The 24,751-nt window shown below is 41.0% G+C and carries 25 protein-coding genes, 7 pseudogenes and 1 riboswitch; of the genes and pseudogenes, 21 read left to right on the forward strand and 11 right to left on the reverse strand.

Going from position 1 to position 24,751, the window contains the following annotated elements; all coding sequences use genetic code 11:
- The first annotated feature begins 60 nt into the window (after positions 1-60).
- On the forward strand, positions 61-594 hold the full coding sequence (locus PP175_RS08745; protein WP_272442375.1) for a DinB family protein: 534 nt from the start codon (positions 61-63) through the stop codon (positions 592-594).
- A 32-nt stretch (positions 595-626) separates the two neighbouring features.
- Here the strand turns inward: PP175_RS08745 and PP175_RS08750 are convergent, their stop codons facing one another.
- Positions 627-1,427, reverse strand: a complete 801-nt coding sequence (locus PP175_RS08750) for a PhzF family phenazine biosynthesis protein (RefSeq protein ID WP_272443220.1) — start codon at positions 1,425-1,427, stop codon at positions 627-629.
- A gap of 56 nt (positions 1,428-1,483) precedes the next feature.
- Between PP175_RS08750 and PP175_RS29710 the strand changes: the two are divergent.
- Positions 1,484-1,546 (forward strand): annotated as a pseudogene (locus tag PP175_RS29710) (DinB family protein); the annotation flags it as partial.
- Positions 1,547-1,614: 68 nt separating this feature from the next.
- Here PP175_RS29710 and PP175_RS08760 read toward each other — a convergent pair.
- The 3 genes from PP175_RS08760 to PP175_RS08770 form a co-directional block, all read right to left on the reverse strand.
- Positions 1,615-1,791, reverse strand: a complete 177-nt coding sequence (locus tag PP175_RS08760; RefSeq protein WP_272442376.1) for a DUF3889 domain-containing protein — start codon at positions 1,789-1,791, stop codon at positions 1,615-1,617.
- 894 nt (positions 1,792-2,685) lie between these two features.
- Positions 2,686-3,687 (reverse strand): linear amide C-N hydrolase, encoded by a 1,002-nt coding sequence (locus PP175_RS08765; RefSeq protein WP_272442377.1) that lies wholly within the window; start codon positions 3,685-3,687, stop codon positions 2,686-2,688.
- Positions 3,684-4,178: a hypothetical protein gene (locus PP175_RS08770; RefSeq protein ID WP_272442378.1), complete on the reverse strand. Its 495-nt coding sequence runs from the start codon at positions 4,176-4,178 to the stop codon at positions 3,684-3,686. The genes PP175_RS08765 and PP175_RS08770 overlap by 4 nt, the downstream gene beginning before the upstream one ends.
- A gap of 470 nt (positions 4,179-4,648) precedes the next feature.
- Between PP175_RS08770 and PP175_RS08775 the strand changes: the two genes are divergently transcribed.
- The 4 genes from PP175_RS08775 (at position 4,649) to PP175_RS08790 (ending at position 7,295) form a co-directional block, all read left to right on the forward strand.
- The gene (locus PP175_RS08775; protein ID WP_272442379.1) at positions 4,649-5,059 is read left to right on the forward strand and encodes a VOC family protein; all 411 of its coding nucleotides are present in this window, start codon (positions 4,649-4,651) and stop codon (positions 5,057-5,059) included.
- 192 nt (positions 5,060-5,251) lie between these two features.
- Positions 5,252-6,112, forward strand: a complete 861-nt coding sequence (locus PP175_RS08780) for an MBL fold metallo-hydrolase (protein ID WP_272442380.1) — start codon at positions 5,252-5,254, stop codon at positions 6,110-6,112.
- Between the two features lie 158 nt (positions 6,113-6,270).
- Positions 6,271-6,585 carry an EamA family transporter gene (locus PP175_RS08785; protein WP_272442381.1) on the forward strand — a complete coding sequence of 105 codons (315 nt, stop codon included), beginning with the start codon at positions 6,271-6,273 and terminating at the stop codon, positions 6,583-6,585.
- A gap of 251 nt (positions 6,586-6,836) precedes the next feature.
- Positions 6,837-7,295: a hypothetical protein gene (locus tag PP175_RS08790; protein WP_272442382.1), complete on the forward strand. Its 459-nt coding sequence runs from the start codon at positions 6,837-6,839 to the stop codon at positions 7,293-7,295.
- A gap of 570 nt (positions 7,296-7,865) precedes the next feature.
- Here PP175_RS08790 and PP175_RS08795 read toward each other — a convergent pair.
- Both PP175_RS08795 and PP175_RS08800 read right to left on the reverse strand, forming a co-directional pair.
- A pseudogene (locus PP175_RS08795) lies at positions 7,866-8,069 on the reverse strand (reverse transcriptase domain-containing protein); the annotation flags it as partial.
- Positions 8,070-8,226: 157 nt separating this feature from the next.
- On the reverse strand, positions 8,227-8,394 hold the full coding sequence (locus PP175_RS08800) for a hypothetical protein (protein WP_272442383.1): 168 nt from the start codon (positions 8,392-8,394) through the stop codon (positions 8,227-8,229).
- A 62-nt stretch (positions 8,395-8,456) separates the two neighbouring features.
- On the opposite strand from PP175_RS08800, the gene PP175_RS08805 reads away from it, so the two are divergent.
- The 4 genes and pseudogenes from PP175_RS08805 to PP175_RS08820 all read left to right on the forward strand — a co-directional run bounded on the left by PP175_RS08805 (position 8,457) and on the right by PP175_RS08820 (position 12,652).
- Entirely contained in the window at positions 8,457-10,370 is a 1,914-nt protein-coding gene (locus PP175_RS08805) for a tyrosine-type recombinase/integrase (protein ID WP_272442384.1), read from the forward strand.
- Positions 10,363-11,325, forward strand: coding sequence for a site-specific tyrosine recombinase/integron integrase (gene xerA, locus PP175_RS08810; protein ID WP_272439344.1), 963 nt, complete (start codon positions 10,363-10,365; stop codon positions 11,323-11,325). The genes PP175_RS08805 and xerA overlap by 8 nt, the downstream gene beginning before the upstream one ends.
- 336 nt (positions 11,326-11,661) lie before the next feature.
- A pseudogene (locus PP175_RS08815) lies at positions 11,662-11,814 on the forward strand (SgcJ/EcaC family oxidoreductase); the annotation flags it as partial.
- 187 nt (positions 11,815-12,001) lie between these two features.
- Positions 12,002-12,652, forward strand: coding sequence for a DUF1801 domain-containing protein (locus PP175_RS08820; RefSeq protein WP_272442385.1), 651 nt, complete (start codon positions 12,002-12,004; stop codon positions 12,650-12,652).
- A 326-nt stretch (positions 12,653-12,978) separates the two neighbouring features.
- On the opposite strand, the pseudogene PP175_RS08825 reads toward PP175_RS08820, so the two are convergent.
- Positions 12,979-13,670, reverse strand: a pseudogene (locus tag PP175_RS08825) (IS110 family transposase); the annotation flags it as partial.
- 280 nt (positions 13,671-13,950) lie between these two features.
- Positions 13,951-14,304 (reverse strand): annotated as a pseudogene (locus PP175_RS08830) (helix-turn-helix domain-containing protein); the annotation flags it as partial.
- 53 nt (positions 14,305-14,357) lie between these two features.
- Between PP175_RS08830 and PP175_RS08835 the strand changes: the two are divergent.
- On the forward strand, positions 14,358-14,669 hold the full coding sequence (locus PP175_RS08835; RefSeq protein WP_272443221.1) for an aldo/keto reductase: 312 nt from the start codon (positions 14,358-14,360) through the stop codon (positions 14,667-14,669).
- Between the two features lie 95 nt (positions 14,670-14,764).
- Positions 14,765-15,616, forward strand: coding sequence for an aldo/keto reductase (locus PP175_RS08840; protein ID WP_272442386.1), 852 nt, complete (start codon positions 14,765-14,767; stop codon positions 15,614-15,616).
- Between the two features lie 166 nt (positions 15,617-15,782).
- Here PP175_RS08840 and PP175_RS08845 read toward each other — a convergent pair.
- Positions 15,783-16,283: pseudogene (locus PP175_RS08845) on the reverse strand (SDR family oxidoreductase); the annotation flags it as partial.
- 29 nt (positions 16,284-16,312) lie between these two features.
- Between PP175_RS08845 and PP175_RS08850 the strand changes: the two are divergent.
- The 5 genes and pseudogenes from PP175_RS08850 to PP175_RS08870 all read left to right on the forward strand — a co-directional run.
- Positions 16,313-16,979 (forward strand): annotated as a pseudogene (locus PP175_RS08850) (cupin domain-containing protein); the annotation flags it as partial.
- Positions 16,980-17,237: 258 nt separating this feature from the next.
- Positions 17,238-17,387 (forward strand): phage integrase SAM-like domain-containing protein, encoded by a 150-nt coding sequence (locus tag PP175_RS08855; protein ID WP_272443222.1) that lies wholly within the window; start codon positions 17,238-17,240, stop codon positions 17,385-17,387.
- A gap of 163 nt (positions 17,388-17,550) precedes the next feature.
- A complete protein-coding gene (locus tag PP175_RS08860; protein ID WP_272442387.1) occupies positions 17,551-18,753 on the forward strand; it encodes a macrolide family glycosyltransferase in 1,203 nt (400 codons plus the stop codon).
- Positions 18,754-18,926: 173 nt separating this feature from the next.
- On the forward strand, positions 18,927-19,124 hold the full coding sequence (locus tag PP175_RS08865) for a GrpB family protein (protein ID WP_272442388.1): 198 nt from the start codon (positions 18,927-18,929) through the stop codon (positions 19,122-19,124).
- A 67-nt stretch (positions 19,125-19,191) separates the two neighbouring features.
- Complete coding sequence (locus PP175_RS08870) at positions 19,192-19,581, forward strand: YybH family protein (RefSeq protein WP_272443223.1); 390 nt, start codon at positions 19,192-19,194, stop codon at positions 19,579-19,581.
- Between the two features lie 113 nt (positions 19,582-19,694).
- Here PP175_RS08870 and PP175_RS08875 read toward each other — a convergent pair whose 3' ends face one another.
- The gene (locus tag PP175_RS08875; RefSeq protein WP_272442389.1) at positions 19,695-19,871 is read right to left on the reverse strand and encodes a hypothetical protein; all 177 of its coding nucleotides are present in this window, start codon (positions 19,869-19,871) and stop codon (positions 19,695-19,697) included.
- An 846-nt stretch (positions 19,872-20,717) separates the two neighbouring features.
- On the opposite strand from PP175_RS08875, the gene PP175_RS08880 reads away from it, so the two are divergent.
- The 4 genes from PP175_RS08880 to lysA all read left to right on the forward strand — a co-directional run bounded on the left by PP175_RS08880 (position 20,718) and on the right by lysA (position 24,026).
- Positions 20,718-21,335 (forward strand): stage V sporulation protein AA, encoded by a 618-nt coding sequence (locus tag PP175_RS08880; protein ID WP_272442390.1) that lies wholly within the window; start codon positions 20,718-20,720, stop codon positions 21,333-21,335.
- The gene (locus PP175_RS08885) at positions 21,332-21,745 is read left to right on the forward strand and encodes a stage V sporulation protein AB (RefSeq protein ID WP_272442391.1); all 414 of its coding nucleotides are present in this window, start codon (positions 21,332-21,334) and stop codon (positions 21,743-21,745) included. The genes PP175_RS08880 and PP175_RS08885 overlap by 4 nt, the downstream gene beginning before the upstream one ends.
- 24 nt (positions 21,746-21,769) lie before the next feature.
- Positions 21,770-22,354: a stage V sporulation protein SpoVABEA gene (locus PP175_RS08890; RefSeq protein ID WP_272442392.1), complete on the forward strand. Its 585-nt coding sequence runs from the start codon at positions 21,770-21,772 to the stop codon at positions 22,352-22,354.
- A 71-nt stretch (positions 22,355-22,425) separates the two neighbouring features.
- Positions 22,426-22,601: riboswitch (Lysine riboswitch) on the forward strand.
- Between the two features lie 105 nt (positions 22,602-22,706).
- Entirely contained in the window at positions 22,707-24,026 is a 1,320-nt protein-coding gene (gene lysA / locus PP175_RS08895; protein WP_272442393.1) for a diaminopimelate decarboxylase, read from the forward strand.
- Positions 24,027-24,098: 72 nt separating this feature from the next.
- Here the strand turns inward: lysA and PP175_RS08900 are convergent, their stop codons facing one another.
- A complete protein-coding gene (locus PP175_RS08900) occupies positions 24,099-24,536 on the reverse strand; it encodes an HIT family protein (RefSeq protein ID WP_272442395.1) in 438 nt (145 codons plus the stop codon).
- Positions 24,537-24,751 lie beyond the last annotated feature (215 nt).

Here is a 24,751-nt window from a genome sequence, read left to right on the forward strand (position 1 = left end):
TTTACTAACAAAAAGGTAATTTGTGATTACCTCAGGTTAATGAGAGAAAGGAGCGTTTATGTGAACTTTAATATGAAAGAAGCTATTGAGGTTCTAGAGCGGACACCTCAAACATTGGCGTACTTCTTATCGGGTTTATCAGAGGGTTGGTTGCAATCCAACGAAGGTGAAGGAACCTGGAGTGTCACGGAAGTGGTTGAACACCTCATTGAGGCGGACAAAAATAACTGGATACCAAGAATAGAATTTATACTTCGGGAAGGTGAAAGCAAACCGTTTCCAGAGTTTGATCGCTATTCCCACTTAAATCAAAAAGTTGAAGAAAGTACAATTGAACAAAGGTTGCTTGAATTTAAACAGATTCGAACACAAAACATCACCAAACTTAAGAGTGTCGTTGACCCTCAACAGCATCTTGAGTGCACGGGTTCACACCCTGCATTCGGTGTTGTAAAGGTAAGGGAACTGCTTTCTACGTGGGTTGTGCATGATCTAACGCACATTTCTCAAATCGTGCGCGTAATGGCTGAGAGATATCGTGCGGACGTTGGACCTTGGACTCAATATTTAGGGATATTGAAAAAAAATACTTAGAAGGACTAGCAAAGAGAAGTCTTTTTATACCCTTATAAAGGTAAAGCTACCTTGCCTTCCAAAATGGTGATAGCTTGTCCAGTAAGTAATACCTGGTTTTCTCTCAACTCTAATTTAACGATTCCACCGCGACTGGAAGCTTGATAACCTATCAATTTTTTCTTTTGAAGTTTTGCGCTCCAATACGGTCCAAGACCGCAATGGGCCGAACCCGTTACTGGATCTTCGTTAATGCCAATTCGGGGAGCAAAATATCGTGAAACAAAATCAAAATCTGTATAAGATGAAGGGCTTGTGACAATAACTCCCGTTACAGGGATGAAAGACAATAACTCAAAATTTGGTTGTATTTTTTTAACGATTTCTTCTGATTCTACTTCCAAAATATATCCCAGCGAATTTTTTGCAACATGCTTTGCAGGAATGCCTAGTGCTTGTTTAAGTTCAGCAGGCACTTCGGCATCTACAGGTGGGTTGGCTGGGAAATCGAGTTGAATGCCATCACTTACTTGTTTAACGGTAAGAAGGCCACTTTTCGTATAAAACTGAATACCCTTATCAGGGGTTAAATAATCCTGTTGCCATAAAACATGAGCACTCCCTAATGTACCATGCCCGCATAAGTCCAGTTCTGTTGTTGGCGTAAACCAGTGTAAATCATACAGATTATTTGTTCTTCGAAATATAAAAGCTGTAACCGGCTGATTCATTTCTTGTGCCATTCGCTGCATCCACTGCTTCTCCTGAGGTGTATCTAATATACAAATCGCAGCTGGATTTCCTGAAAAGGGCTTGTCTGTAAATGCATTGATGTGGAATATACTTGGTTGTATTACCTCTCATCTCCTTCCTTTTATATTGTAATACATGTAATTCAAAAAATTCACATCTATTTATGGTAACCCATGTTGTAACTCATGGAACCTATCACCGTGGTAATATAACAGCTATGTAACGACAAATGGGTCATGCATCTGTTGCGACAGATTATGGTCTTTATTTGTATTTAAAATCATGGGTTTAGTGTGTATGTTGTGAAATGACTTTTCTGCCTAGATGCAGATAATCAACAACCTTCCCAGGATACTTTTTGCTTACCGCATCCACTGCAAATCTTCCCCATTTGGCATAAGAAGGTTCGTTGACATGCTGTTGTGAATACACCGGTTGTACAATTACGACAGTATGAAAAAACATGATCATTCCTAATGCTAATGTCCTAATCCATGCATTTGAAGCGAACTCCTTCAGTTTTATATATTTTGACCTTTCAGCAGGTTGTTATACTGGCATGGGATTAATACTGGGGGAGGCGAAGGCGCATCAGTTGACCTCGGTGTGGATTTAACTGAATTTTTTACTGGAAAAGAAGGGGGAATGAAAATCCAAAAGGCAAAAACCAAAGCCACAGTGTAACTTGGATATGCAGAAGGGAATGAAGGAGGAAATAAAGTTGATGCATATTGAATGGGGAACTGCTTCGTTACATTGTTGTCCCTTATTTTTACCATTAGGGATCGATAGTGACTCTTTCAACTTCACCATCTTCAAATTCATAGTGGAGTCACATCCACTTATGAGAAAAACCATACTCCTCTTCCAAAATGGCGTAATAGTTTTTTAGTAATCCGGTGGACTAAGGTGTATTCGTTCCCGTTCCTATTTTCTCAAAAATAACTACGGAACCATTTAACACTTAACCTTAACATAACGGTAAAGTAGAGAGGGAGGGGCAACGACTAAGCAACCGAAAAACATGCTTAAAAATTTTATTAACTGCTTACGATTCATCATTCGTTCACCTCATAGCTATATTCCATATTATTAATTCTGACAAAACAATAACACGAATGACTTTGCCACAACTAAAGGCTTGGATTGAAGGGGAATGGAAAAAGGACATTACATACGCTAAAAATTGAAACAGAACCGGTCCAGTGAAAAGAGAAAAGGAGTAGTTATAGTTAAATAATGACTGACTTCAATGTCCTTAAATACCGGAAAACTAAAGGGAAGCAGCCAATAGGTTCGTCCTACTTAGCTGCTTTTTGTGTTTCATGATATTCAAGAGAGCCAAGACAATCTCCATCTCTATGGGGAAATCAACGATTCAGGATAACGAGCTAGAAATTGAATCATTTCTTCTGAAACTTCCCATTGAAAGATAGAAGTTAACGTAGGGTCTCTAAAAAATGAAGACACGGCTTGATAATTGAATTCTGTGTTGTACGCTACAAATTGATTGGCAACATTATCAGATTCAAGGATTTGGAGATCTACAGCTTTAGATGGTGAACGATTGGAAAAATTAAAATCGGCCAAATGTATGGTCTTTGTCTTAGGATGTCGGTTCGTATTCGCATGAACTGCCATTCGATTAATATCGTAAACAAGGCTAAAGACAGTATCGGGACGGCGCGCTGCCGCTAGCACTTCAAATGCGAAATCAGTTATGTCAACTTGATCTAATTTCCCTTTTATCCTACTGAATACGGTCAATAAGCGTTCCATTGAGTTCTTCTCATACTCATCACACTCCGACCAATCCGTTTTGCCCGCCTCAATTTCCTTCATCGCAACCTGGTATGAAGAATTTGCGATAATTGAACGTGGAAAGTTTTCCTTATAAAAAGACATTTTTCCTTTTAAAAACTCGATTACCGCACTGTCACCATTGCTGTCAGCAACTAAATAGTGTAATTTAGATGTACTTTGGTCAATTCGAATGGTGGAGGCTGCTGCCAATACTTCTTCAACCGTAGTGCACGTATCTAACATATATTGAATCCATTGTAACTCAGCCACCGCTCGACGTTCGTCAGCAGCGGTATATTCAGTTTGCCAGAGCGTGGTTTGTTCCACAACAAGGCCTTTTTCATTTATTCCACCATTCGGATTTTCTTTACCAATCTGTGAGACTGTCAAACTGCCATACGCTGAAACCCAAGATGCTGGCGTAGCGGGAGGCATTAGCAAAGCCGTTTTGCGAACGCCCCTCTGATTTGTAAACACGAATGCCCCATCGTAAATAATGTCTTGATTTTTGCACACGAGATTATTTTCATTCTGAAATATATGAAAAGCCGTACTCATCGATCTGACTCCTTTTTGATTAATATTTTTTGAAGTAAAGTAAAATTCCCGTGTTCGATTTGATCTAAGAACGCTTCGCATATTTGCCTTGTTTCCTTATCGTTTTGCTTGACAATGGCATCAAACCGACCAATCAGAGCTTGTTGCTCTTTTTCATTTTGAAGGGCTATCAGCTTCTCGCGATATGCTTCCATATCAGCAGCGTCGTCAGCTTTCTCCAACGTTTGCTTAAGGAACAGAATTTGAACGTCGATCTTCATTTCTGCGGTAAGGTCTTGTAAATAATGCTTTTCATCAATTATCAAATTAGGTTCAATCTTAAAATACTCCGCTAAAGATTGAAGCCTTTCCTTTGGAACGGGGCGACGCTTCTTTACCCAATCAGAAAATTGCTGCGGGGTAATTCCAACATCTTTGCATACATTCACATACGTGACCTGATGGATAAGGGCCAGGTATTGGAGAACGGTTATTGATGGTACCGAATCCATTTCACTTATCACCTTTCTGACGTAAAATTCGTCTGACAGAATATATGTCAATTATATCGTTGACGTAATATATGTCAAATGTTTTTTGGAAATAAAGGCATTTAACTTTAACTTAACAGGAGTTACCTTCCTTTTCCAGAATATACTTAGGTAAGAGCCTTTAGATGTAGCTGGAGGGGTTGGAAAGTGGGTCAGCTTAGTATGCCAGGATAGTTGGCAAATTGCAGGTAAAAGGAGTTCCTTATCGAACGAAAATACGGCAAATCGCAAAGTTTTCAATGATTGCCGGTTCAGGAAATCAAGACTTCTCCCAGTACCACATTTATGTAGAAAAATCAAACGAACATAATTCACGGTTAAAAGAAAACCGAGGCATATGCGGTTTTATTTGTGGTGCGAACGGTCAGAATTTTTTAACATAGGATTGTTATAGTTGTGCACAATTATGGAACCTTAGGGGGATCGTTTCTATGTCAAAAATCACAACTTTTCTCATGTTCGATGCCAAGGCTGAAGAGGCAATGAACTTTTATACGTCCATATTTAATAACTCGGAAATCATAAGCATTTCACGTTATGTAGCCAATGAGGCTGGCGTAGAAGGTACAGTAAAACATGCTACATTCACACTACATGGGCAAGAGTTTATGTGCATTGACAGTAATATCAAGCACGATTTCACGTTTACTCCGTCGATATCCTTATATGTAACTTGCGAATCGAATGACGAATTACAATCTGTCTTTGCAACCTTGTCCCAGGATGGGTCAGTTTTGATGCCTTTAGCGGCCTACCCGTTTAGCAAGAAATTTGGATGGGTGGCGGACAAGTTTGGCGTTTCGTGGCAACTAACATTAGCTGACGGTAATGATGAAGAGTAAGGTGTCGTGTTCAATGAACGGGAAAGGTCGATTTTCTTAGATGGGGGGTTGCATTAAAAAGTTTCCTTTGAAAATTGACGCAAAATTATCTTAATCGTATGGTTATTGTATAGTAATAAGGCTTATTAATGACATATTTTACAAATAATAAATAAAGTTGTACATATATTCAGCCTGATTGGGGGGAGCAATATGGCAACGGGAAAACGATTGGAAACGAATGTGCGAGGGGAATTTTATGTCACGAATGCCTGCATTAATTGTGACCAGTGCAGGCAGTTAGCACGAAATGTTTTCTCCGAGGTGGGCAGTTATTCGGCTGTGACGAAACAACCGGACGGGGAGGAAGAGCGTACCAAAGCCTTTCATGCAATGGTGTCCTGTCCGACGGGGGCGATCATTAGCGAGCAAAAAGAAGGATTGGCGGAAGCGATCAACGATTTTCCACTTTTGGTGGAAGACAATGTGTACTATTGCGGATTTACGTCCCGTAACTCTTATGGAGCCAGCAGTTATTTCATTACGCATCCTGAGGGGAATTGGCTGGTAGATTCCCCGCGCTGGTCACCCCAATTGGCAAGTAAGTTCGAACAGATGGGGGGAATCCACTATGTCTTTTTGACCCACCGGGACGATGTAGCGGACACAAAGAGATATACAGAGAAATTTAAAGCTGAGAGAATCATTCATGTATGGGACAAGGATGCGCAGCCCGATGCCGAGCACCTCATTCAAGGGATAGAACCTGTTATGTGGCAGCCGGATTTTCAAATCATTCCGGTGCCGGGTCACACAAAAGGTCATATGGTTCTCTTGTATCGTGAAAAGTTTTTATTTACCGGAGACCATTTGGCATGGGATCGGCAACGAGGGCAATTTGATGCAAGCGAAGATTATTGCTGGTACTCCTGGCAAGCCCAGTGCGAATCAATGGAACGGTTATTATGCGAAAAATTCGAATGGGTTTTGCCAGGTCACGGAGATCGTGTTCAATTACCTGAACATGAAATTAAGGAGACAATGAATCAATTGTTTATACGCATGAAGGAGTGAAATTTTTCGCTGCGTACGTTTGTTATGTACCGAAACACAAGCTTGAGACCTTGATTCCGGCTCGAAGCATATATTTTGAATATTTCATATTTTTTAAATTATTGCTTTGCTATAATTTAGTAAGCAATATTTTAGGGAGAGTGGAGAGGGGGAATATTGTGCCGCTAGGTATTTTGTTTACCCTCCTATGGGCATCTGGAGCGGTCTCTGTGAAGTTTGGCTTGTTATCATCGCCACCATTAACAATGGGGACTATTCGTTTTCTTTTGGCAGGAATTCTCTTAATCTCATATATTTATGGGTATAAACGTGGGAAATATCCGCTGCCTAAAAAACGGGAATGGAAGCCATTAATCTTATTAGGATTGTTTAACACTTCGCTGTATCTCGGCTGTGGCTTTTGGGCGTTACAAACAGTAATAAACCCATTTAAACAAAAATGGTTAACCAGAAAATACTGGCTGACTTCATAATACGAAAGGGTTAAAACTGGCAGGAGTTCCTTTCCTTTTTAAAAAATGGTTAAAAGATGAATGATTGTGATCATACCTTTTCAGCTTAGTAATTAGCATAAACAACAAAAATGTCCTCGATCTGAGGGCATTTTCTGTTAGTTGAAGAAAACTAGGAGTCTTAATGTATTTGTTTAAATCTCAACTAATAGGGATAAATGTCCAATCCTCCCCATAAACTTTAGCATAATTTTAACGTAAGGAGGAAACGTATGACTGTTTTAGCTTGGGGTATTTTTGTTATCAATTTTATTACTGGTTTTTTCGCCTACCTATCGTTAACAAAGCACAAAAAAGTAATTGAATGCCACACGGGAATGAACATAGCAATGACTGCAACTGGAGTTTTAGGTTTAATCATCGGTATTACTTTAGCGATTCAATTTCCGAATTATTACACAAGTATTACCATCGTCAGCACATTCCTTTGTATAATTGTTGGAATTTTCTTTGGAACATTAGGAGATCTGCAAACAATCGTTGCCGGAATTTCCAGTGGAATCATGATGGGCTTCATGAGTCCAATGATCGGTGCGATGACTCCATCTCCTATTGTCTTGTTACTATTTACTACTTTAATTTGTGTCCTTTCATTTTGGTTGCTATGTTATTCTGTCAAGATTGTTGCAAAGATGTCATCAGAAGAAGTTGAAAAATCGGAGGGGTTCTAATGGGCGGTATTTTTAAAGAGTGTAGAGAGAATATTTTGTTTCGATGGAGAAATATCTGTCGAAGAACCTGTAGAAGGCCGTGTACGTGCGGTTGTCAGACAAAGAAATAGATTGATGAGTACATCCGGGGAGCGTAAGTCGCTCTTTTTTTGTTTGTGTTCTAAATATTGACACATTAAATGACTAACTTGAGCCATACAGAAACAATTCATTAAATGGTAAACTCAAAAATGTTAACCAAGTGAACTTTATAACAAGCAGGTGAGAATTTGTTTCGTTTTCAAAAACCTATTTTTGTTTTGCTTTTTTTGACATTCTTGTTTTTCATTCTAAACCCTATTTAATTCGTTAACTGTTTATGATCAACAAGGAAATCGTGTTGATATGGCTGACGCACATGTCGATGCTCATAATCCAAGACGTGTTCCTCAGACCGGAGGTTTGCCGCCGGCTTCCTTCAGATTCGACCTCACGGTCGACACCCTTGCCTTAAGCTATGGTTACTACTGCCTTCACCATTTGGGACTTGGACCCACTTAACGCTGTAAAGTCCATTAGTAAGACTTGTTTTAAGCTTACATTCCAGTATCCCTGCTGCATGTAGTGCTTCGCTTTCCTTACGGCATCATGTCCACGCCTTGCAGAGCGGAATCCATAACTATGGTCAGAAAAGCCAGGGTCAAAGAGAGGCGTCAATACTTGCGCAAGTGCCTGTTGAATGAAACGGTAGGTCACGGTAGGGATGCCTAACTGCCTCATGCCGCCGTTCGGTCGCGTACATTGTAAAATCTAATCCTTCTTCAAGTCAGGTTTTGTCGTCAGCACCTTCCAAAATTCAAATTTGGTTTGATGAACCTATACAGAGTCATTTCCGGAGACGGGCATCCGGTACAAGGTGATATTCCTTTTAGTGTAGGGAAAAACAATCAAGCTAATCCGAATCTCTGACAGCTCCATGTATCATGACACCCGCTTGAAGAAATCGACGAATCAAGAGAAGAACCGTTTTATCTTCTACTTTCTCCGCTACCTTCCTCATCAACCGGTCATGATTCACTTTGTCGAAGAATTTCTCTTTAGCGATATAAGATAGACCCATAGGATCATCCCTAGACAAGATCGTGAGATCTTGTAAACTAACTTCAGAGAGGTACACATCTTATGGAATCTATCATCGAGGATTATCGAGAATATCAAACCATTATTCGAGGATATACGCCAAAAGTGGTGAAAGCTACTTGGCGGGAACTCAAAAAGCTAGCTCAATATCTGGAGAACTTATCCATCAACTTTCAAAACGTTCAACTCGTTCACCTGGAGAACTACTGTATTGAACGTACAGAAAGTAAATCTCTTGGATACCGAAATGTAATCATTAGTCAACTTCGTTCTTTTTTTAATTATTTAGTGCAGCAAGAATTACGTTTAGAAAATCCTGCTCGTCATCTAAGGTATACGAATCTAGATCTTTATCAATCCTTACCTGAGATCGCTTCAATAGAGGAAATTCAAGATTGCCTAAAGGAATTAAAAAGGCAAATCGACAGTTGTTTGAGCCGTCGTCAATTCGACCCTATCCGAAAGCGTAATCTGGCCTTATTTGCTCTTTTGTATGCCTCCGGCATTCGAGCTGGAGAAGCAGCAAACTTACAGATCAGAGATATTCTATGGGAAGAACAAGTTCTCATCATTCGAGAAGGAAAAGGGCGAAAAGAACGGCGAGTTCCCGTCGTTAATGAGATATTAGAATTACTTCAGATTTATTTAGCTACGCGTAATGATCTTGAACCTAACGCACCGCTATTCTTAACCTGGCGGAAAGAAGCGATGGACAACAACTTAATAGGTGCTACCTTTAGGAAATATCATGAGATGTGGGAAAAATCCCTTCGCCCCCATCAACTACGCCATATTTGTGCAAGTCATCTGTATCAACAAGGAGGCAATATCGTACAAATCAAAGACTGGTTAGGCCATAAACGGCTGACAACAACCCTTCATTATACTCGGATTCAAAACCCAGAGATAGAAGCAACACTGGAGTCACACCCTATCAACGAAATGTCTTGTTCATCAAAACCCAAGTTGGAAATTGTTAACGTATCTAGCCAAAATAAACCACTACGTCGAAAATATACGATGACTCCCATAGCTGAACCTCTTACAGGAAAATTAGCAGAACAAATTCAAGAATTCCTTCGAACTGCAGAGGGTATGAAGAAATATTCGAAGGGTACGTTAAAGGAATTTCGTTTTAGTCTTACTCGATTTGCCGTAGGCTGTCCACATTGTCTGGAGAAAGGAATTGAGGTGTTACGTGCCGTAGACATCATTCGCTGGCTTAGTGCTCGTAGACAAGCCGGAATCTCTCCTTGTACGATAGACAAAAATCTATCCCACCTTCGCTCATTTATGGCTTACGCCATAGACCGTGGCTGGAGAACTGAAAATCCGATGGAGGCACTTAAAATGGTACCCAAACAACCGAAAGAACAAATCTATTTAACGGAAGAAGAGATGCTACGTATACTTTCTGCACCTGATCGCTCAACTAACCAAGGTTTTACGGACTTTATTACTCTTTTGGTACTCTATGCAACAGGGCTCCGTGTCGGAGAACTGAGTGCTCTAAACATCGAAGATGTGGACCTAAAAGAAGGCTGGATTCATGTACGAGAAGGAAAATCAGGTGATCGTCAAACAGCTATTCCTAAAGCAGCTATTGGCGACTTAAAAAAGTATGTTGGGCTCTATCGCAAAGCCAAATCGGGCCCTTTCCTATTGAATCAAAAAGGAACTCGTATTAAACCATGGACCATAACAAGGCGTATACGAAAATATTCCGAAGCTGCTCATATTGAAAAGCCTGTTAGCCCTCATACCATTCGTCATACTTTTACGGCTCATCTTATCCAACGAGGTGGAAGAGTAGAAGTCATAGCTAAAGCACTTGGACATAAGTCATTAAAAGAAACCACCCCCTATGCTCACGCCGATTTCGAGGATATCAGAAAAGCCGTTAGCCTACTTCGCAGAAATATTCCACCCGTGTCAGGAGAGAAAAAGCATGAATAATGAAGCCATTCTTAGAGAATTTCTCGACTATACCCAATTTGTTCGAGGTTGTCGTCCTAAAACCGCCGATGCCTACGCCATCGATATGAAAGTTTGGCAAACATTTTGTAGAAATGACTACCCACAAATGGACAATCCCTCCAAAGCTAAAATGGTTGTGGATTATATCCGCTACCTTCGTGTTGACCGTAAGAATGGTTCTTCTGCTGTGCAACGTAAATTGGCCACCCTTTCAGCATTTATCGACTATCTCATTCTTATGGAGATAATAACTCCTAAACAAGATGAACGAAAAAAATGGCCGAAACTTCTCGATACACCGGAACGACTTCCAGTGGTCTTAGAAAACAAAGAAATTCAACAGATACTCACCCAACCAGACACCACAACTATTTTAGGCCGCCGTGACCGGGCAATCCTTACTTTGATCTACTCAGTTGGACTACGAGTAAGTGAAATCTGCTCCCTCCAGCTACGTAATGTCCATTGGGAAGAGAAACGAATTCTGATTCAAGGAAAGGGGGGACGGGAGCGATATGTACCACTGGATTCAATCGTTGAAGACGTCATTAAGGATTACCTCACTTCTAGAACTAGCACTATTTCTGAGCTCTTTGTCAGCAAAAAGGGAGGTGCGCTAACTTCTCGAGCTATTCAGTTTATGGTTAAGAAATATGCGGCACGAGCTGGTATCGATAAGAAAGTCACTCCCCATAAATTGCGACATACATGTGCTACTCACCTTTTGCAAGAAGGCGCTCATTTAGTGGCCATTCAAAAATTATTAGGCCATAAGAGCCTAAATACGACTCAAATTTATCTACACATCACCATTACAGACTTAAAACAACTTTCTCAACGCCATCCGATGCGTAAAATGCGTACTGTCATAGGCTTATGCGGTAAACCAGTAACTTGTTTTCAAGCACCTTACGGTGCCCGAACGGGTACGTAATTCTGAAATACTGCGATTTAATTAGAAAAACATAGATAATAAACGTTAATTAACTTAAATAGGCGAGGGCCACTCTAAATTAATATCGCTAAATTTCTCCAGATCCATGTAGACCACCCACCTAGTGTAACACTACACTTGGCTTTTATTTTTTGGTAGTAACATTATGACCAAGTGCAATCTACGTTAAGCGATGGGAGCCGTTTCATTCATTATGACGATTGGCAGTTTAGCTGAATAAGTGTAGGCAAGGTGTTACAATATAGATACAGCTTTCTAAGGAGGATACACTGTGGAACAATCTGCGAACCAGAACAAAGTTACTGCACTATACCTATCAATCCGAGTGTGAACACACATCACACGCTAGTGGTTCAAGAGATCAAAGGATATTGGCGTATCAAACTGTTCCAAAATACTCCCGCTCAATATCATGGAAGACCTGAATTGGTTGAACAAATGACCGAAGAACTGAGGCAGTTGCTTTAGGTGATTCGAGTGGCTTAATTTATTTTGCTAATCAAATAAAAGCCAAACAAAGACTGCCATGCAAAGGCAGTCTTTGTTATGGCGTTAACGGGGAGAATAGTGAAAAGTGACAGAAAGAATTGGAAAAATTGAGAATGATCATTCTTGACTGTCAGCAGATCGAAAAATTGAAGAGGAGTGTACCTTGATGACAAATAAAAGAATGAATCCTAAGGTTGATGTATATTTAAGTAAAGCCAAAAAGTGGCAGGAGGAAATGGAGAAATTGAGAATGATCATTCTTGACTGTGGGCTGAGCGAAGAATTGAAGTGGCGTATTCCTTGTTACACGTTTCAGAAAAATAACATAGTTATGATACAAGGATTTAAAGAATACTGTGCGCTTGGGTTTTTCAAAGGTGCCTTGTTAAACGATGCCAATGGTATTCTAATCAAACCTGGGGAGAATACGCAGGCGGGGCGCCAGATTCGGTTCACCAATGTTCGAGAAATAGTTGAGATGGAACCCATCTTGAAAGCCTATATTTATGAAGCCATTGAAGTGGAAAAAGCCGGTTTGAAAGCGAATTTTAAAAAGAATCCAGAACCAATTCCTGAAGAATTTCAAAATAAATTAGATGAAATCCCTGCCTTGAAAACTGCTTTTGATGCATTGACGCCGGGACGGCAAAGAGCATACATTCTTTATTTTTCTGCACCCAAACAATCCAAAACTCGGGAGTCAAGGGTTGAAAAATGTATGCAGCAAATTCTCAATGGAAAGGGATTAAATGATTGCACTTGTGGACTATCCCAAAAGCAGCCCTACTGTGACGGCTCGCACAAGTACATTCGATAAGAAAATAAATTAATCAAACTTTAAGATATTACCTCACTTTGCGTTCATTCGAACTTCTTTTGGATCGCAGGTAACACTCAATCAAATAATTTAAAATGGAAAAAACAAAAAAGTGATCCGTAGAGGATAAGCAAACTACCGTGTAACAGGCTTACGCATTACCAGCTAAGAAAAGAAAGTTGCAGTATAGACACTCAATTAAAGGAGAACAGGGAATTAAGCTAAAACCAGCTAATAGTTGTCAATATTTATCTCTAAAATTCTTAAAAACTAGTGTTATACTATGCCAAATAACCTTTCCATTGGCGAATGGAAGGTTTTTCTTTTATCGTTGCCGCGATCTTCTTACCGATGCCGGGAATCGATTGGACAATCTTATATTCTTCAATTTGTACAGCAAGGGCATCGATCTTCTCTTCCAAGTCAGATAGATGCTCTTGAAATTGAAGAAGTAAGCCTATATACAGTTTCAAGCTAACCAGATGGCTTTCATATGATGTTTTCTCAAACGGGTTACGAGTTGCAGCAGCCATGATAAGCTGTGCTTTTTCCTTAGCCCAACGTTCAGAACGACTCGTGCAGATACAGGAAACTCTCTCTACTAATTTAGCTTCTCCTGCACCCAGGTTGCTTTCAGAGGTAGGAAATTCACGTAAGAATAGTAGGGAGATTTTCGAAAATAAATCTCCAAAGACTCCGCGATATTCAGGGAATACCTGATCTAACACCGCATGGAACTGCAATTTCGCTTGAACATACATATCCGTTAAGGACTCAAATTGTCTTGTTAAATGACGAAGATTTAAAAGTTGTTTCCTCTATGTTTGTGAACTTCAAAATCTTCCTTGTAGAACAGCTCGCAGAGCTGATAAGCATCCACAGCATCTGTCTATACCTTCCGTAAGGAAGACTTTTTGGCTTGGTTAGAGAATAACGGATTCACAACAATGTAGAAGATGGTATGTTTCTCAAGCAATTGAACTACAGCAGCCTGATAATGCCCCGTTGATTCGAAGATGAAATTACCAAAGTGGCACAGAACTTTCCAAAGGGATACTGGATCTTAAATAGATAAATAATAAAACTGCTAACGGTTATTGCACCGTTTTTTTGTTGAACGAAAGGGCATGATAGCTTAATAAAATGATGGTAATCCTCTACGAAACAAGGAGCAGCTGCCTTAGGCAATCTGCTCCTTGTTTTATTTGTGCTTGTAACCATTTGTCATTTGTTGAACGATAAACTAAACGGGTAACTAACATTTAATACGCGATTTCATTCCCCGTAGAGCATGGGATTCATACGTTTATCGTTTGGTCATATTTCTCCCTCAGGCGCTTTATATCTTCTTTAGGTGGAAAACCGAACATGCGCGAATACTCGCGACTGAATTGGGATTGACTTTCATAGCCAACCCGGAATGCGACATCAGCGGCATCTGTTGACTCGGATAATAACAGGCTCCGGGCTTCCTGCAATCTCAGTTGTTTTTGGAATTGAATAGGGCTCATAGCGGTTACCTCTTTAAAGTGCCTATGGAGCGAAGAAACACCCATATTCGCTATTTCCGCAAGTTCCTCAATCCGAAAAGGCCGATGATAGTTATTCATGATATGCTCGATAACGTCTCTGATTTGTTTGGTCGAGCTTCCTTACCGGAAAAATTGATAAAAATGCTACATTCGTTAACTCCTACTTCCGCAGCATTGTTCCTCGCTTCAAACCGGAGAATCTTGAAGCAAATCAGGTTTTGGTCGAACTGATAAAGAAGATTGCTACAGGGAAAGATGCAACGCCGGCTCAAATCGCACTCGCATGGGTGCTTGCCCAGAAATCATGGATTGTTCCGATTCCCGGTACGCGCAAAATAGAGCGCCTGGAAGAAAATCTTGGCGCAGTGGATGTTAAGCTAACTCCAGAGGAACTAAGTGATTTGAACGATGTGCTCTCGAAGATCGAGATTTCGGGAGAACGCTATCCAGTAGATTCAGAATATGCAAATAGAACGGGTAAATAACACGTAAGAATTCCATAGTAAATCCCAACAACAGATGTAAATGGGATAAAATGAGTGACTTGACACTGAATATTTAAAAAACCGGAGGATTTCATATGCAAAAAATAATTTTGAATAATGGGGTTGAGATGCCCATACTCGGCTTTGGTGTTTATCAGATTCAAGATGCAAATGAATGTGAACAAAGCGTTTATGACGCCATTATGGCAGGCTATCGTCTGATCGATACCGCTGCCTCTTATCAAAATGAAGAAGCGGTTGGTCGAGCAATCAAACGGAGTGGCGTGCCAAGAGAGGAATTGTTTATTACTACAAAACTCTGGATTCAGGATGCCGGTTATGAGAGCACAAAGAAAGCATTTGCAAAGTCACTGGAAAGATTACAAGTGGATTATTTGGATTTGTATTTAATTCATCAGCCATTTGGCGATGTATACGGTTCTTGGCGTGCTATGGAGGAATTGTATCGTGAGGGTAAGATCAAAGCTATCGGAGTCAGTAACTTCCAGATGGATCGTTTGGTAGATTTAATTATTCATAATAAAGTAATTCCTGCCGTAAACCAGGTTGAAACGCATCCTTTCTGCCAGCAAATGGATAGTGCTAAATTTATGAAAGACAACAATGTTCAAATAGAGTCCTGGGCGCCTTTTGCTGAAGGAAGAAATAATATCTTCCAGAATGAGGTTTTAGTATCACTGGCTGAAAAGTATTATAAATCCGTTGCTCAGGTGATTTTACGTTGGTTGACACAAAGAGGAGTCGTTGTAATTCCAAAGTCTGTTCACAAAGAAAGAATCATCGAGAACTTTAATATCTTTGACTTTGAATTAAGCCAGGAGGATATGGAGACGATTGCTACGTTAGATACGAAAAAGAGCTTGTTCTTTTCACATAACGATCCTGAAATCGTAAAATGGCTCTGTGATCGTAAACTTGATATTTAATGCTCTTTCTTATACAGCACAACGAAATGAAGTAATCTTAAAGAGCTTGCGGTGCCAGACCAGATTGTAGGAGTATGGAAGAGGGATAAAATGGGTCATTTCGTTTTACCACTTTTTTCACATATATGGTTTGTCTCAACCAGTTCTTAATTTTGAGGGTTGGAGATTATGTGTAGCGGATCTTGCCCCCGTTAACATGTAGGATTTGACCCGTGACAAAAGCCGAATCATTAGATGCTAGGTAAACATATGCGGGACCCAGTTCGAAGGGTTGGACTGCTCGCCCCATCGGAATGTCGGTCCCAAAGGTCAGTTGATGTTCTGCCGCATATGTGCTTACTGTGAGTGGAGTCCACGCCGGTCCAGGTGCCACACTGTTCACCCGTATACACCGATCAACGAGGGAAAGTGACATACTTCGGGTGAAGGAGACCATTGCTCCCTTGGTTGCTGAATAGTCAATCACATTTTTATCTCCTTCGTAGGCTACCCTGGACGCGGTGCTGATTATTGAACTTCCTGGGTTTAAATGAGGTAATGCCGCTTTCGTCATGTAAAATAGGGGAAAAATGTTGGTGCGGAACGTATTCTACAATTGTTCATCTGAAACGTCAAAGATGCTTCTTGTGTAAGGCTGTACGGCGGCATTATTCACTAAAATATCCAAACCTCATACGTGTCGACTGTAAGCTTCGGTTCGCACATACGCCAAAGGATGTGCTATCGGCAAATTTTGGTGTACCAACAAGCGCTTTTACCCATATCCCGAAACAACAACGATACATTTTTCAAACAAACGTTCCCGGTCCACTCGAAAGCCAACAGGTAGCAGACCCCTACGGTACGGTACCAAAAACCTTTACACATCGACTACTTGCACAAGAGCCGATTCCAACTATAGGCGGGGACGGTACGTATAGTTGATTCAACCAACTTTCCTATTTCGACTAGAATTGCCGCAGCGTTGTTGGAAATCAATCCGGGCGCGATGAGAGAAATGCACTGGCATCCCAACAACGATGAATGGCAGTATTATATCTCAGGCACGGGACGCATGACGGTTTTAGCACCCAATGGTACTGCTCGCACTTTCGATTATCGTGCTGGGGATGTGGGATATGTACCGTTTGCATTTGGACACTATATTCAGAATACCGGTGAACAAAGTCTGTGGGTTTTGGAGATGTTTAGGAGTGACCGCTTTGAAGATGTTTCGCTCAACCAATGGATGGGGCTTAAACCTCATCAACTAGTACAGGAGAACCTAAATGTAGGACCAGAATTAATGAATGCATTGCGAAAGGAAAAACGGTATATAGTAAAATATCCCGGGTTTCCCTACTACCCAAGAACAGGTAGATAAAATTCATATTATAGAAGTAACGGGAATCGCTACTAAAAAACATATCATGTATAAGACCCCTCCCATTTAAGTCATGCTGAATCTAAAAGAAATTGGGGGGGTTCCGTATGAATTTGAATGAATTATGGAAGCTATATGCAGCGGATAAACGAATACAAGGATTTAGTCCATACACGCTAAAGGCGTATGCTGTTCAGTTAAAAATTCTCATACGGGGAAATAGGTGATATTGAATTGAGTCAGGTATCTGTACCCCTTTTGAAGGAATATCTCGCTAAACAATCAGAACATCTAAAGCCGAGTAGTCTGGCTCATCGTGTTGGCTTTATTCGATCAATTTATCGATATGCGTTTGAAGAAGGGTATGTATCACCTAATCCATCTCTAAAATTAAGAGAACCAAGCTGATGCGATATCAATTTTAGATTACAAGTGTGATTAAAAGTTTGGGATTTTCAAGTATTGTACTATGGTAAATTTAATTCCATTATTTGAGTTGAGCAATGGTATGGGACAGTGACCCTTACTCTTACACAATCTAGAGAACATTTTACCTAAGGAGTGGTTTATAATGGGACGTGTTTTATTTATTAATGGTGGATCAGAAGGACATATCAATCCAACTATTGGAGTCGTGCAAGAGCTTATTTCGCGTGGAGAAGAGGTAGTGTACTTTACATTCGAAGATTTTCGAGAGCATATTGAGAAGACGGGAGCTACTGTACGAACATTTGACGGTCAAAAATTTTTAAAAGCCTTTATCTCAGGTGGAAGAAATTATTTACTCGAAAGAATCAACGGTCTTTTACTTACGGCAGATATCGTCATACCTAGCGTTCTTGAACAGATCAAAGGAGAGCATTTTGATTACATCATCCACGATTCTATGTTTGGTTGTGGACGTTTACTTGCACAAATACTTAAACTTCCGGCAATTAATTCTTGTACTTCTTTTGCGCAGACAAAAGCATCATTCGATAAAATGTTGGACCAGCTTTCTAAAAACATTCCTACAGAAATAGTTAAACATATATACGATGAATTTCAAAGCCTGACGGTAATGGTGAAGGAAAAATATGATGTGGAGATCCATTCTCCTTTCGAAGTTTTTTGTAATCCTGCACCACTTACAATCGTTTATACAACTAGAGCGTTTCAACCTTTTAGTGAGGCGTTTGACCAAACATACAAATTTGTAGGTCCATCTATCTCTTCGCGATTAACGCAAGAAAACTTCCACCTTACTGCAATCAAGGGAAAAAGCCCAATTTACATTTCACTGGGTACTGTCTTTAACCAAGCAATTGATTTCTATAAGCTTTGTTTTAAGGCATTTGGGAACACTGATCATACCGTTGTCATGTCCATTGGGAAAAAAGCTCAAATATCGGATTTGGGGGAGATTCCTAAAAACTTCATTGTAAAAAATTATGTTCCACAAACTGAGGTCCTGAAATACACTAAATTATTTATCACACATGGTGGAATGAACAGTACCAATGAAGGTCTCTATTACGGGGTTCCGCTAATTGTAATCCCACAAAGCGCGGATCAGCCGATAATTGCCGGGCAAGTTGCCAATATCGGAGCGGGTATTAAATTACAAATGCAAACCTTGACTGCAAATCAACTACGTGAATCCGTAGATCATGTATTAAACCACCAATCTTTCCATAAAGCTGTTGCAAATATTAGGGAATCCTTTCAAAAATCGGGTGGGTATCAACAAGCAGTTGATGAGATTTTCAAATTTAAAAGTCAATATGATATCTAACTACAAAAATTTCCCAGCTGCCATTATTGTTGGCTTTTTCTTAGTGGTTACGGCAGCTTTTTTTTGTTTCGTTAACGTGGATCGTTTGTTTAAAAAGAAGGTATTGGTGATGCGAAGTTGAATTTATAATTACAGGAATTTCCTGCTGCAATCTTATAAAAGGAGATAGCTAGATGAAGGAGCAGACAAACCATTTAATGTTTGTAAAAGGGTATTCCCCGACAGGTTTAGAAAAAGAATCTTTCCATATTCATATGGGTACAAAAGAACAAGTTTTTCTATGGGATAGGCTATTCTTTAGAGATTATCTCCGAATGAATCCTTCTGTTGCAAATGAGCTATTGGGTAGGTTAATGCAAGAAAGCTCATAGGTAAAGGGTAGTTTAACAGATATTTACAATATAAAATTTATCCAATTTTATATGAGGAGGGAATGATCTGGAACACGAACTAAAAAAGCTTATAGAAAAGTGTGATCTTGCAATTAAGCAAGAAGATTTTGAGACACTGATGAATTACTATACCGATGATGCGATTTTAGTTGTAAAACCCGGAATGATTGCACGAGGAAAAGAAGAAATCAAAAAAGCATTTATTGCAATTGCAAAATACTTCAATAATAGTATTGTCCCAACACAAGGAGAAATGATTATTTTAGAAGCAGGAGACTGCGCTTTAGTTTTATCCCAGACGCTACTTGAAGCTGATAAAGAGGATTCGGGATTTTCCATGGATAGAAGGGCGACATATGTTTTTAAGAAAAATTCAGAAGGCGAATGGCTATGTGCAATTGATAACTCATATGGTACAGAATTAATTAATAAATAGAGGCAGAATTTAAGACGTTCTGAAAGATTATTAAGAAATTATTCTTTAGCTAACGTGGATCGTTAGTTCGATAAGGGACTGCTTTGGCGTTTCTATTTTTGTTCCGCTCTCCACTACACGTAGCAGAATCCGGTCAGTTGCGTTCCTGCCACTCTCAAGTTCTTTTTTCCAACGTCCGACCATATTGGCCGATGGTTCGTGACGCCAGCTACAGCGGTAATACTTCCAGTTTCCTTTACTTCTTTCACCACTTGTTTCTTAAAGTCTAATGAATACTTTTTTCGTGTCATGTTGACGTCCCCCTCTGGTCAGTATTAGTGTGATTCAAATCCACTCTTAGTGTCCAATTTCTCTACGGGGCTAATGAGGGAATCGTTAACGAAGTACGGCTTTTCGGCAGTCGTTCTTATTTGCTGTCCTAACATGCAGAGGTAGTGAAATAAGCTTTTAGATTCTAATTCATACAATATCAACTCACTTTCATAAAAATGCCCCTATGTATGGACAGCTTTTACAATCGGTATTCCTTCGATTACAGAACAAAAAAGACGTTTCAGAATCAGTAATTGTCACTGATTCGAATGGAAAAGTCATTTTAAATAAAACACTCAATCCCTATATAAAGGCGGGCAAATACGATATAATTACTTATTTTGTTCCGCAATATACAATACATTCTGTTTTACTTTGCTTCTTAATAACTATCCTTTGAAAGCAGTTTGGTACGCAATCTGACTCCCAAAAACGCCACTGCCGGCAACGGTAATATTTTTATAATTCATAGCAATACTCCTTTTTTTAAATACAATTTGTGGTTACTGTAGATCACGATTTATTATATTGCATCATACAAGTTTCGTTATACAAATTATGTAGGCTGTTCCCTCTATAGTAAAAAAGTTGAGTATCTCAAGGGATAAAGGAGCATCAGCTAAGTGAAAAATTAAGAATCCAGAACACTTTTACGTGAAAACAACATCCATATCAGGAGATATCGGTTTCAATAAGCAAAGGCATATAAAGTATAACCCCTCCTGATGCGTATATACTACTAGTTAGGTAGTTACCCGGCTTATCCACAACAGGAAATGGAATTGAAATAACTCTCGCCGGCAATCTGAGAGGGGGCATACAGCATGGAAAGCCAGCAGTGTATCTATGTCAGGCTTCACAATAAAATCAGCATGTTACCAAACCAGACTGTAACCATTGGTGATGTCGCGGACATGATATCCAACAGACTGGATGAAGATGAAATTCGAACCCTTTCACTCCATGCTTTACAGCTATCCGACGGAAATAGGTTTGTGATCCATTCGCTAGACGTGATTAAGGCTGTTCAGCAATACGATAGCCAGCTTACCGTTCAATGCCTGGGGCCTGAGCAGACACTCATATACGTGCAAGCGGGCATTCGTAAACCCAATGTGCTGCTCGTCATATTGGTGTGGATTATCCTGTTCATTGGTTCCGGTCTTGCCATCATGAATTTTCATATTGATGTCAGCATGCAGCAAACCCACCAGCGAATATACGAACTTATGACCGGCAGAAAAAATTCGCATCCGCTGCTTATTCAGATTCCTTACTCAATAGGTGTTGGAGCCGGTATGGTTCTCTTTTTTAATCATCTGTTTCGAAAGCGTTTCAATGATGAACCAAGCCCGCTAGAACTTGAAATGTTTTTGTACCAGCAGAATATCGATCAATACGTACTTGCCAACGAAATGGATAAAAGGGAGCGGACAGAATGACGTGGCTTCTTCTCATTATTATTGGGATTAGCGGTGGGTTAATCGTGGGAAGCGGGGTGGTTGCATTCCTGACTGTGCTTGATCTGATACCCCGCCTTGCGCAAATTACAAGATCCGCTCGCTACCTTCTCTATTTTCAGTGGTCCATTGTACTCGGAGCCTCTTGTTTTACTGTAATCGATCTATTCAATGTGCACCTGCATGCCTCAGAAATATGGCTGCTAGTGCCGGGGATGTTTACCGGTTTATTTATCGGCCTGCTTGCGGCTGCGCTAACGGAAGTCATAAATGTCATTCCGATTCTGGCGAAGCGCATGCATATGTATCAGTACCTCCCTATGTTCATTCTTGCGCTTGCTCTGGGCAAAATGGTGGGCTCGCTGATGCAGTGGCTTTTTTTTCATAAGTAAAGCGGGCCGAAAGGATTTCTGAAGATGCAGCAGAAGAAAAAACGCAAAATTATCATTGTGACGGACGGCGACTGTGTGGCTCGCAGGACTTTGGAAGGGATTGCGCGTAAAATCGGCGGCCAGTGCATATCCCGTGGAGCCGGCAACCCTACACCGCTCACTGGGCCTCAGATTGTTTCCCTTATCCGCAAGGCCGAATGCGATCCGGTACTTGTGATGTTTGATGACAACGGAAATGCCCGCATGGGAAGGGCAGAGGAGGCTTTGTACCATGTTTCTACCCACCCGGATATTGAAGTGCTTGGGGCTATAGCGGTTGCTTCCCAGACACAGGGAGCGCTTGGCGTTCAGGTGGACATATGTATCGACCGTTTCGGCAGAGAAGTACGCGGCCAGGTCAACAAAAGCGGCATTGTAATACCTGGTGATACGTGCTGGATAGTCGGGGATACCGTGGATGTGCTGAATATGCTCAAGCTTCCCTATATTGTTGGAATCGGGGATATCGGAAAAATGCGCGGTAAAGAAGATCGATACAATGGCTGTCCGGTGACACTTCGGGCGGTCGAAGTGATCCTGGCAAGAAGCGGATATATTCCGCGGATATAATGTTGTAGAAAACAGCAGAGTATGATAAGGTAGAGGAAATAAACTTATTCAAAAATTATATCCTCATCTTTAGATGGGGTAGAGGCGCGATACGAATTAGTACTTTCCCGGAGCCGGCAGGCAGTGAGGGGAGGGGAAAGGTCAAATCGCCGAAATTATACAATCCTTTGCGGGGATGTATGATTGGGCCGCGGGCTGAACAAGCAGCGGACTGTCACTGGTAACCCAGTGGTGTGCTACTCGACGAGATAGAGGTTACGAACCGGACAGCTACAGCAGCAGTTGGCGTAATCATTCGTCACCTGTTGCTTTTTTATTTATTGAATCGGATAGAACAAGGAGAGGATACGGCATGTTTTTACACGGAACAAGCAGGATTAACGAATGGGGCCATCTCGAAATTGGAGGCTGTGATACAGTTGAACTTGCGCGCCAGTATGGTACGCCGCTGTATGTATATGATGAAGCGCTGATCCGGGAGAAATGCCGTTCATATGTGGAAGCATTTAAGAAAACTGGGTTCGACTTTCAGGTAGCATATGCAAGCAAAGCATTTATGTGTGTAGCCATGTGTGAATTAATTGACGAACTCGGGATGTCGCTGGATGTGGTATCAGGCGGTGAACTATACACCGCTCTTAAAGCTGGATTTCCGGCCTCCCGCATCCATTTTCACGGCAATAACAAGACGGCTGAAGAGTTGAGTATGGGCCTTGAAGCAGGGATTGGCTGCTTTGTGGTCGATAATTTTTATGAAATGGAAGTTTTACATGATCTGGCCAGGGAACGGGGACAGCGGGTCTCCATTCTGCTGCGCCTCACACCCGGAATTGAAGCCCATACGCACGACTATATCTCAACAGGCCAGGATGATTCTAAATTTGGGTTTGGGGTAACAGGCGGGCAGGCGCTTGATGCGGTAAAAAGCGCGCTCGATAAGCCCTTCTTCAACCTGCTCGGCATCCATTCCCACATTGGCTCTCAAATATTCGAGACCGTAGGCTTTGTCGGCGCGATTCAGGTGCTGGCCGATTTTCTAAAGGAAGTCCGTACGGAAACAGGGTATGAAGTGCAGGTGCTCAATGTAGGGGGCGGATTTGGCATTCGTTATACTGAGGGTGATGATCCGCTGCCTTTGTCTGAATATGTTAACGTGATTACGAATAAGGTGCGGACCCGATTTACAGACATGGACTATCCGCTGCCAGCTATATGGATTGAACCGGGGCGAAGCATTGTAGGTGATGCGGGAACCACGCTTTATCGCATTGGATCTATAAAAGAAATACCGGGAATTCGCAAATATGTAGCGGTTGACGGAGGAATGACCGATAATATCCGCCCAGCGCTGTATCAGGCAAAATATGAAGCGATGTTGGCGAATAGAGCAAATGCTGATACAGACGAAGTAGTGTCGATCGCAGGAAAATGCTGCGAAAGCGGTGATATGCTGATCTGGGACCTCCCGCTTCCTAAGCCGGCTTCCGGTGATTTGCTGGCCGTTTCTTGTACAGGCGCCTATGGATTTGCGATGGCAAACAACTATAACCGGATACTCCGCCCTGCCGTTGTTTTTGTGAGAGAGGGAGAAGCAAGGATTGTCGTGGAAAGAGAAACATACGAAGATTTAATCAGTAAGGATCGCGTACGTTCCCGTGCTTTCAGCGGCTAATTAAATAATAAGTAAATTCAAAAGGCCCGAATCGGAGGTATGCTCCATTTCGGGCCTTCCTTTATGTATAGGTTATCCTTCTTTAATTGCTCCTGCGATGGCGCCGCTAATCTGCTGCAGCTTCTCAGGCGTATACTCACTGTCGTGGACTTCCCAAATGAGGCCAAACCCATCTTCAACCCCATATCTTGGAATTAAATGCATGTGAAAGTGAAAGACTGTTTGGCCGGCAGCCCGTCCATTATTATTGAGCGTGTTGAGGGCAGTCGGTTGAAAGACGGTCTGAATAGCACGGGCGATTTTCGGTACAACCGAATAAAGATGGGCAGCGGTTTCAGCCGGCAGCTCAAATAGGTCTTTGTGGTGATTCTTAGGAATAACAAGGGTATGCCCCTTTGTTACCTGGCTAATGTCCAGGAAAGCCAGTACATGCTCATCTTCATAAACTTTTGCGGATGGAATTTGACCCTCAATTATTTTGCAGAAAATGCAGTTTGGATCGTGCGCCATATGTATCATCCTCTCTCACATTTGAATTACCATTATTTTATCATAAATCCGCAGGGTTTTGCCTATTGAAGCAGCAGTCGCTGTTAATGAGTTCGTGCAAGTAAGGTATAGTCAAAGGAGATGATGAGGTACATTGATATCCTTTTCTTTCCTGAAAAATCCTTAACCTGTAAATCATACCCTGAAAATGTCATTATGAAACAAAAATATACATT

It is taken from the genome of Aneurinibacillus sp. Ricciae_BoGa-3, from assembly GCF_028421645.1.
GTDB lineage: Bacteria > Bacillota > Bacilli > Aneurinibacillales > Aneurinibacillaceae > Aneurinibacillus_B.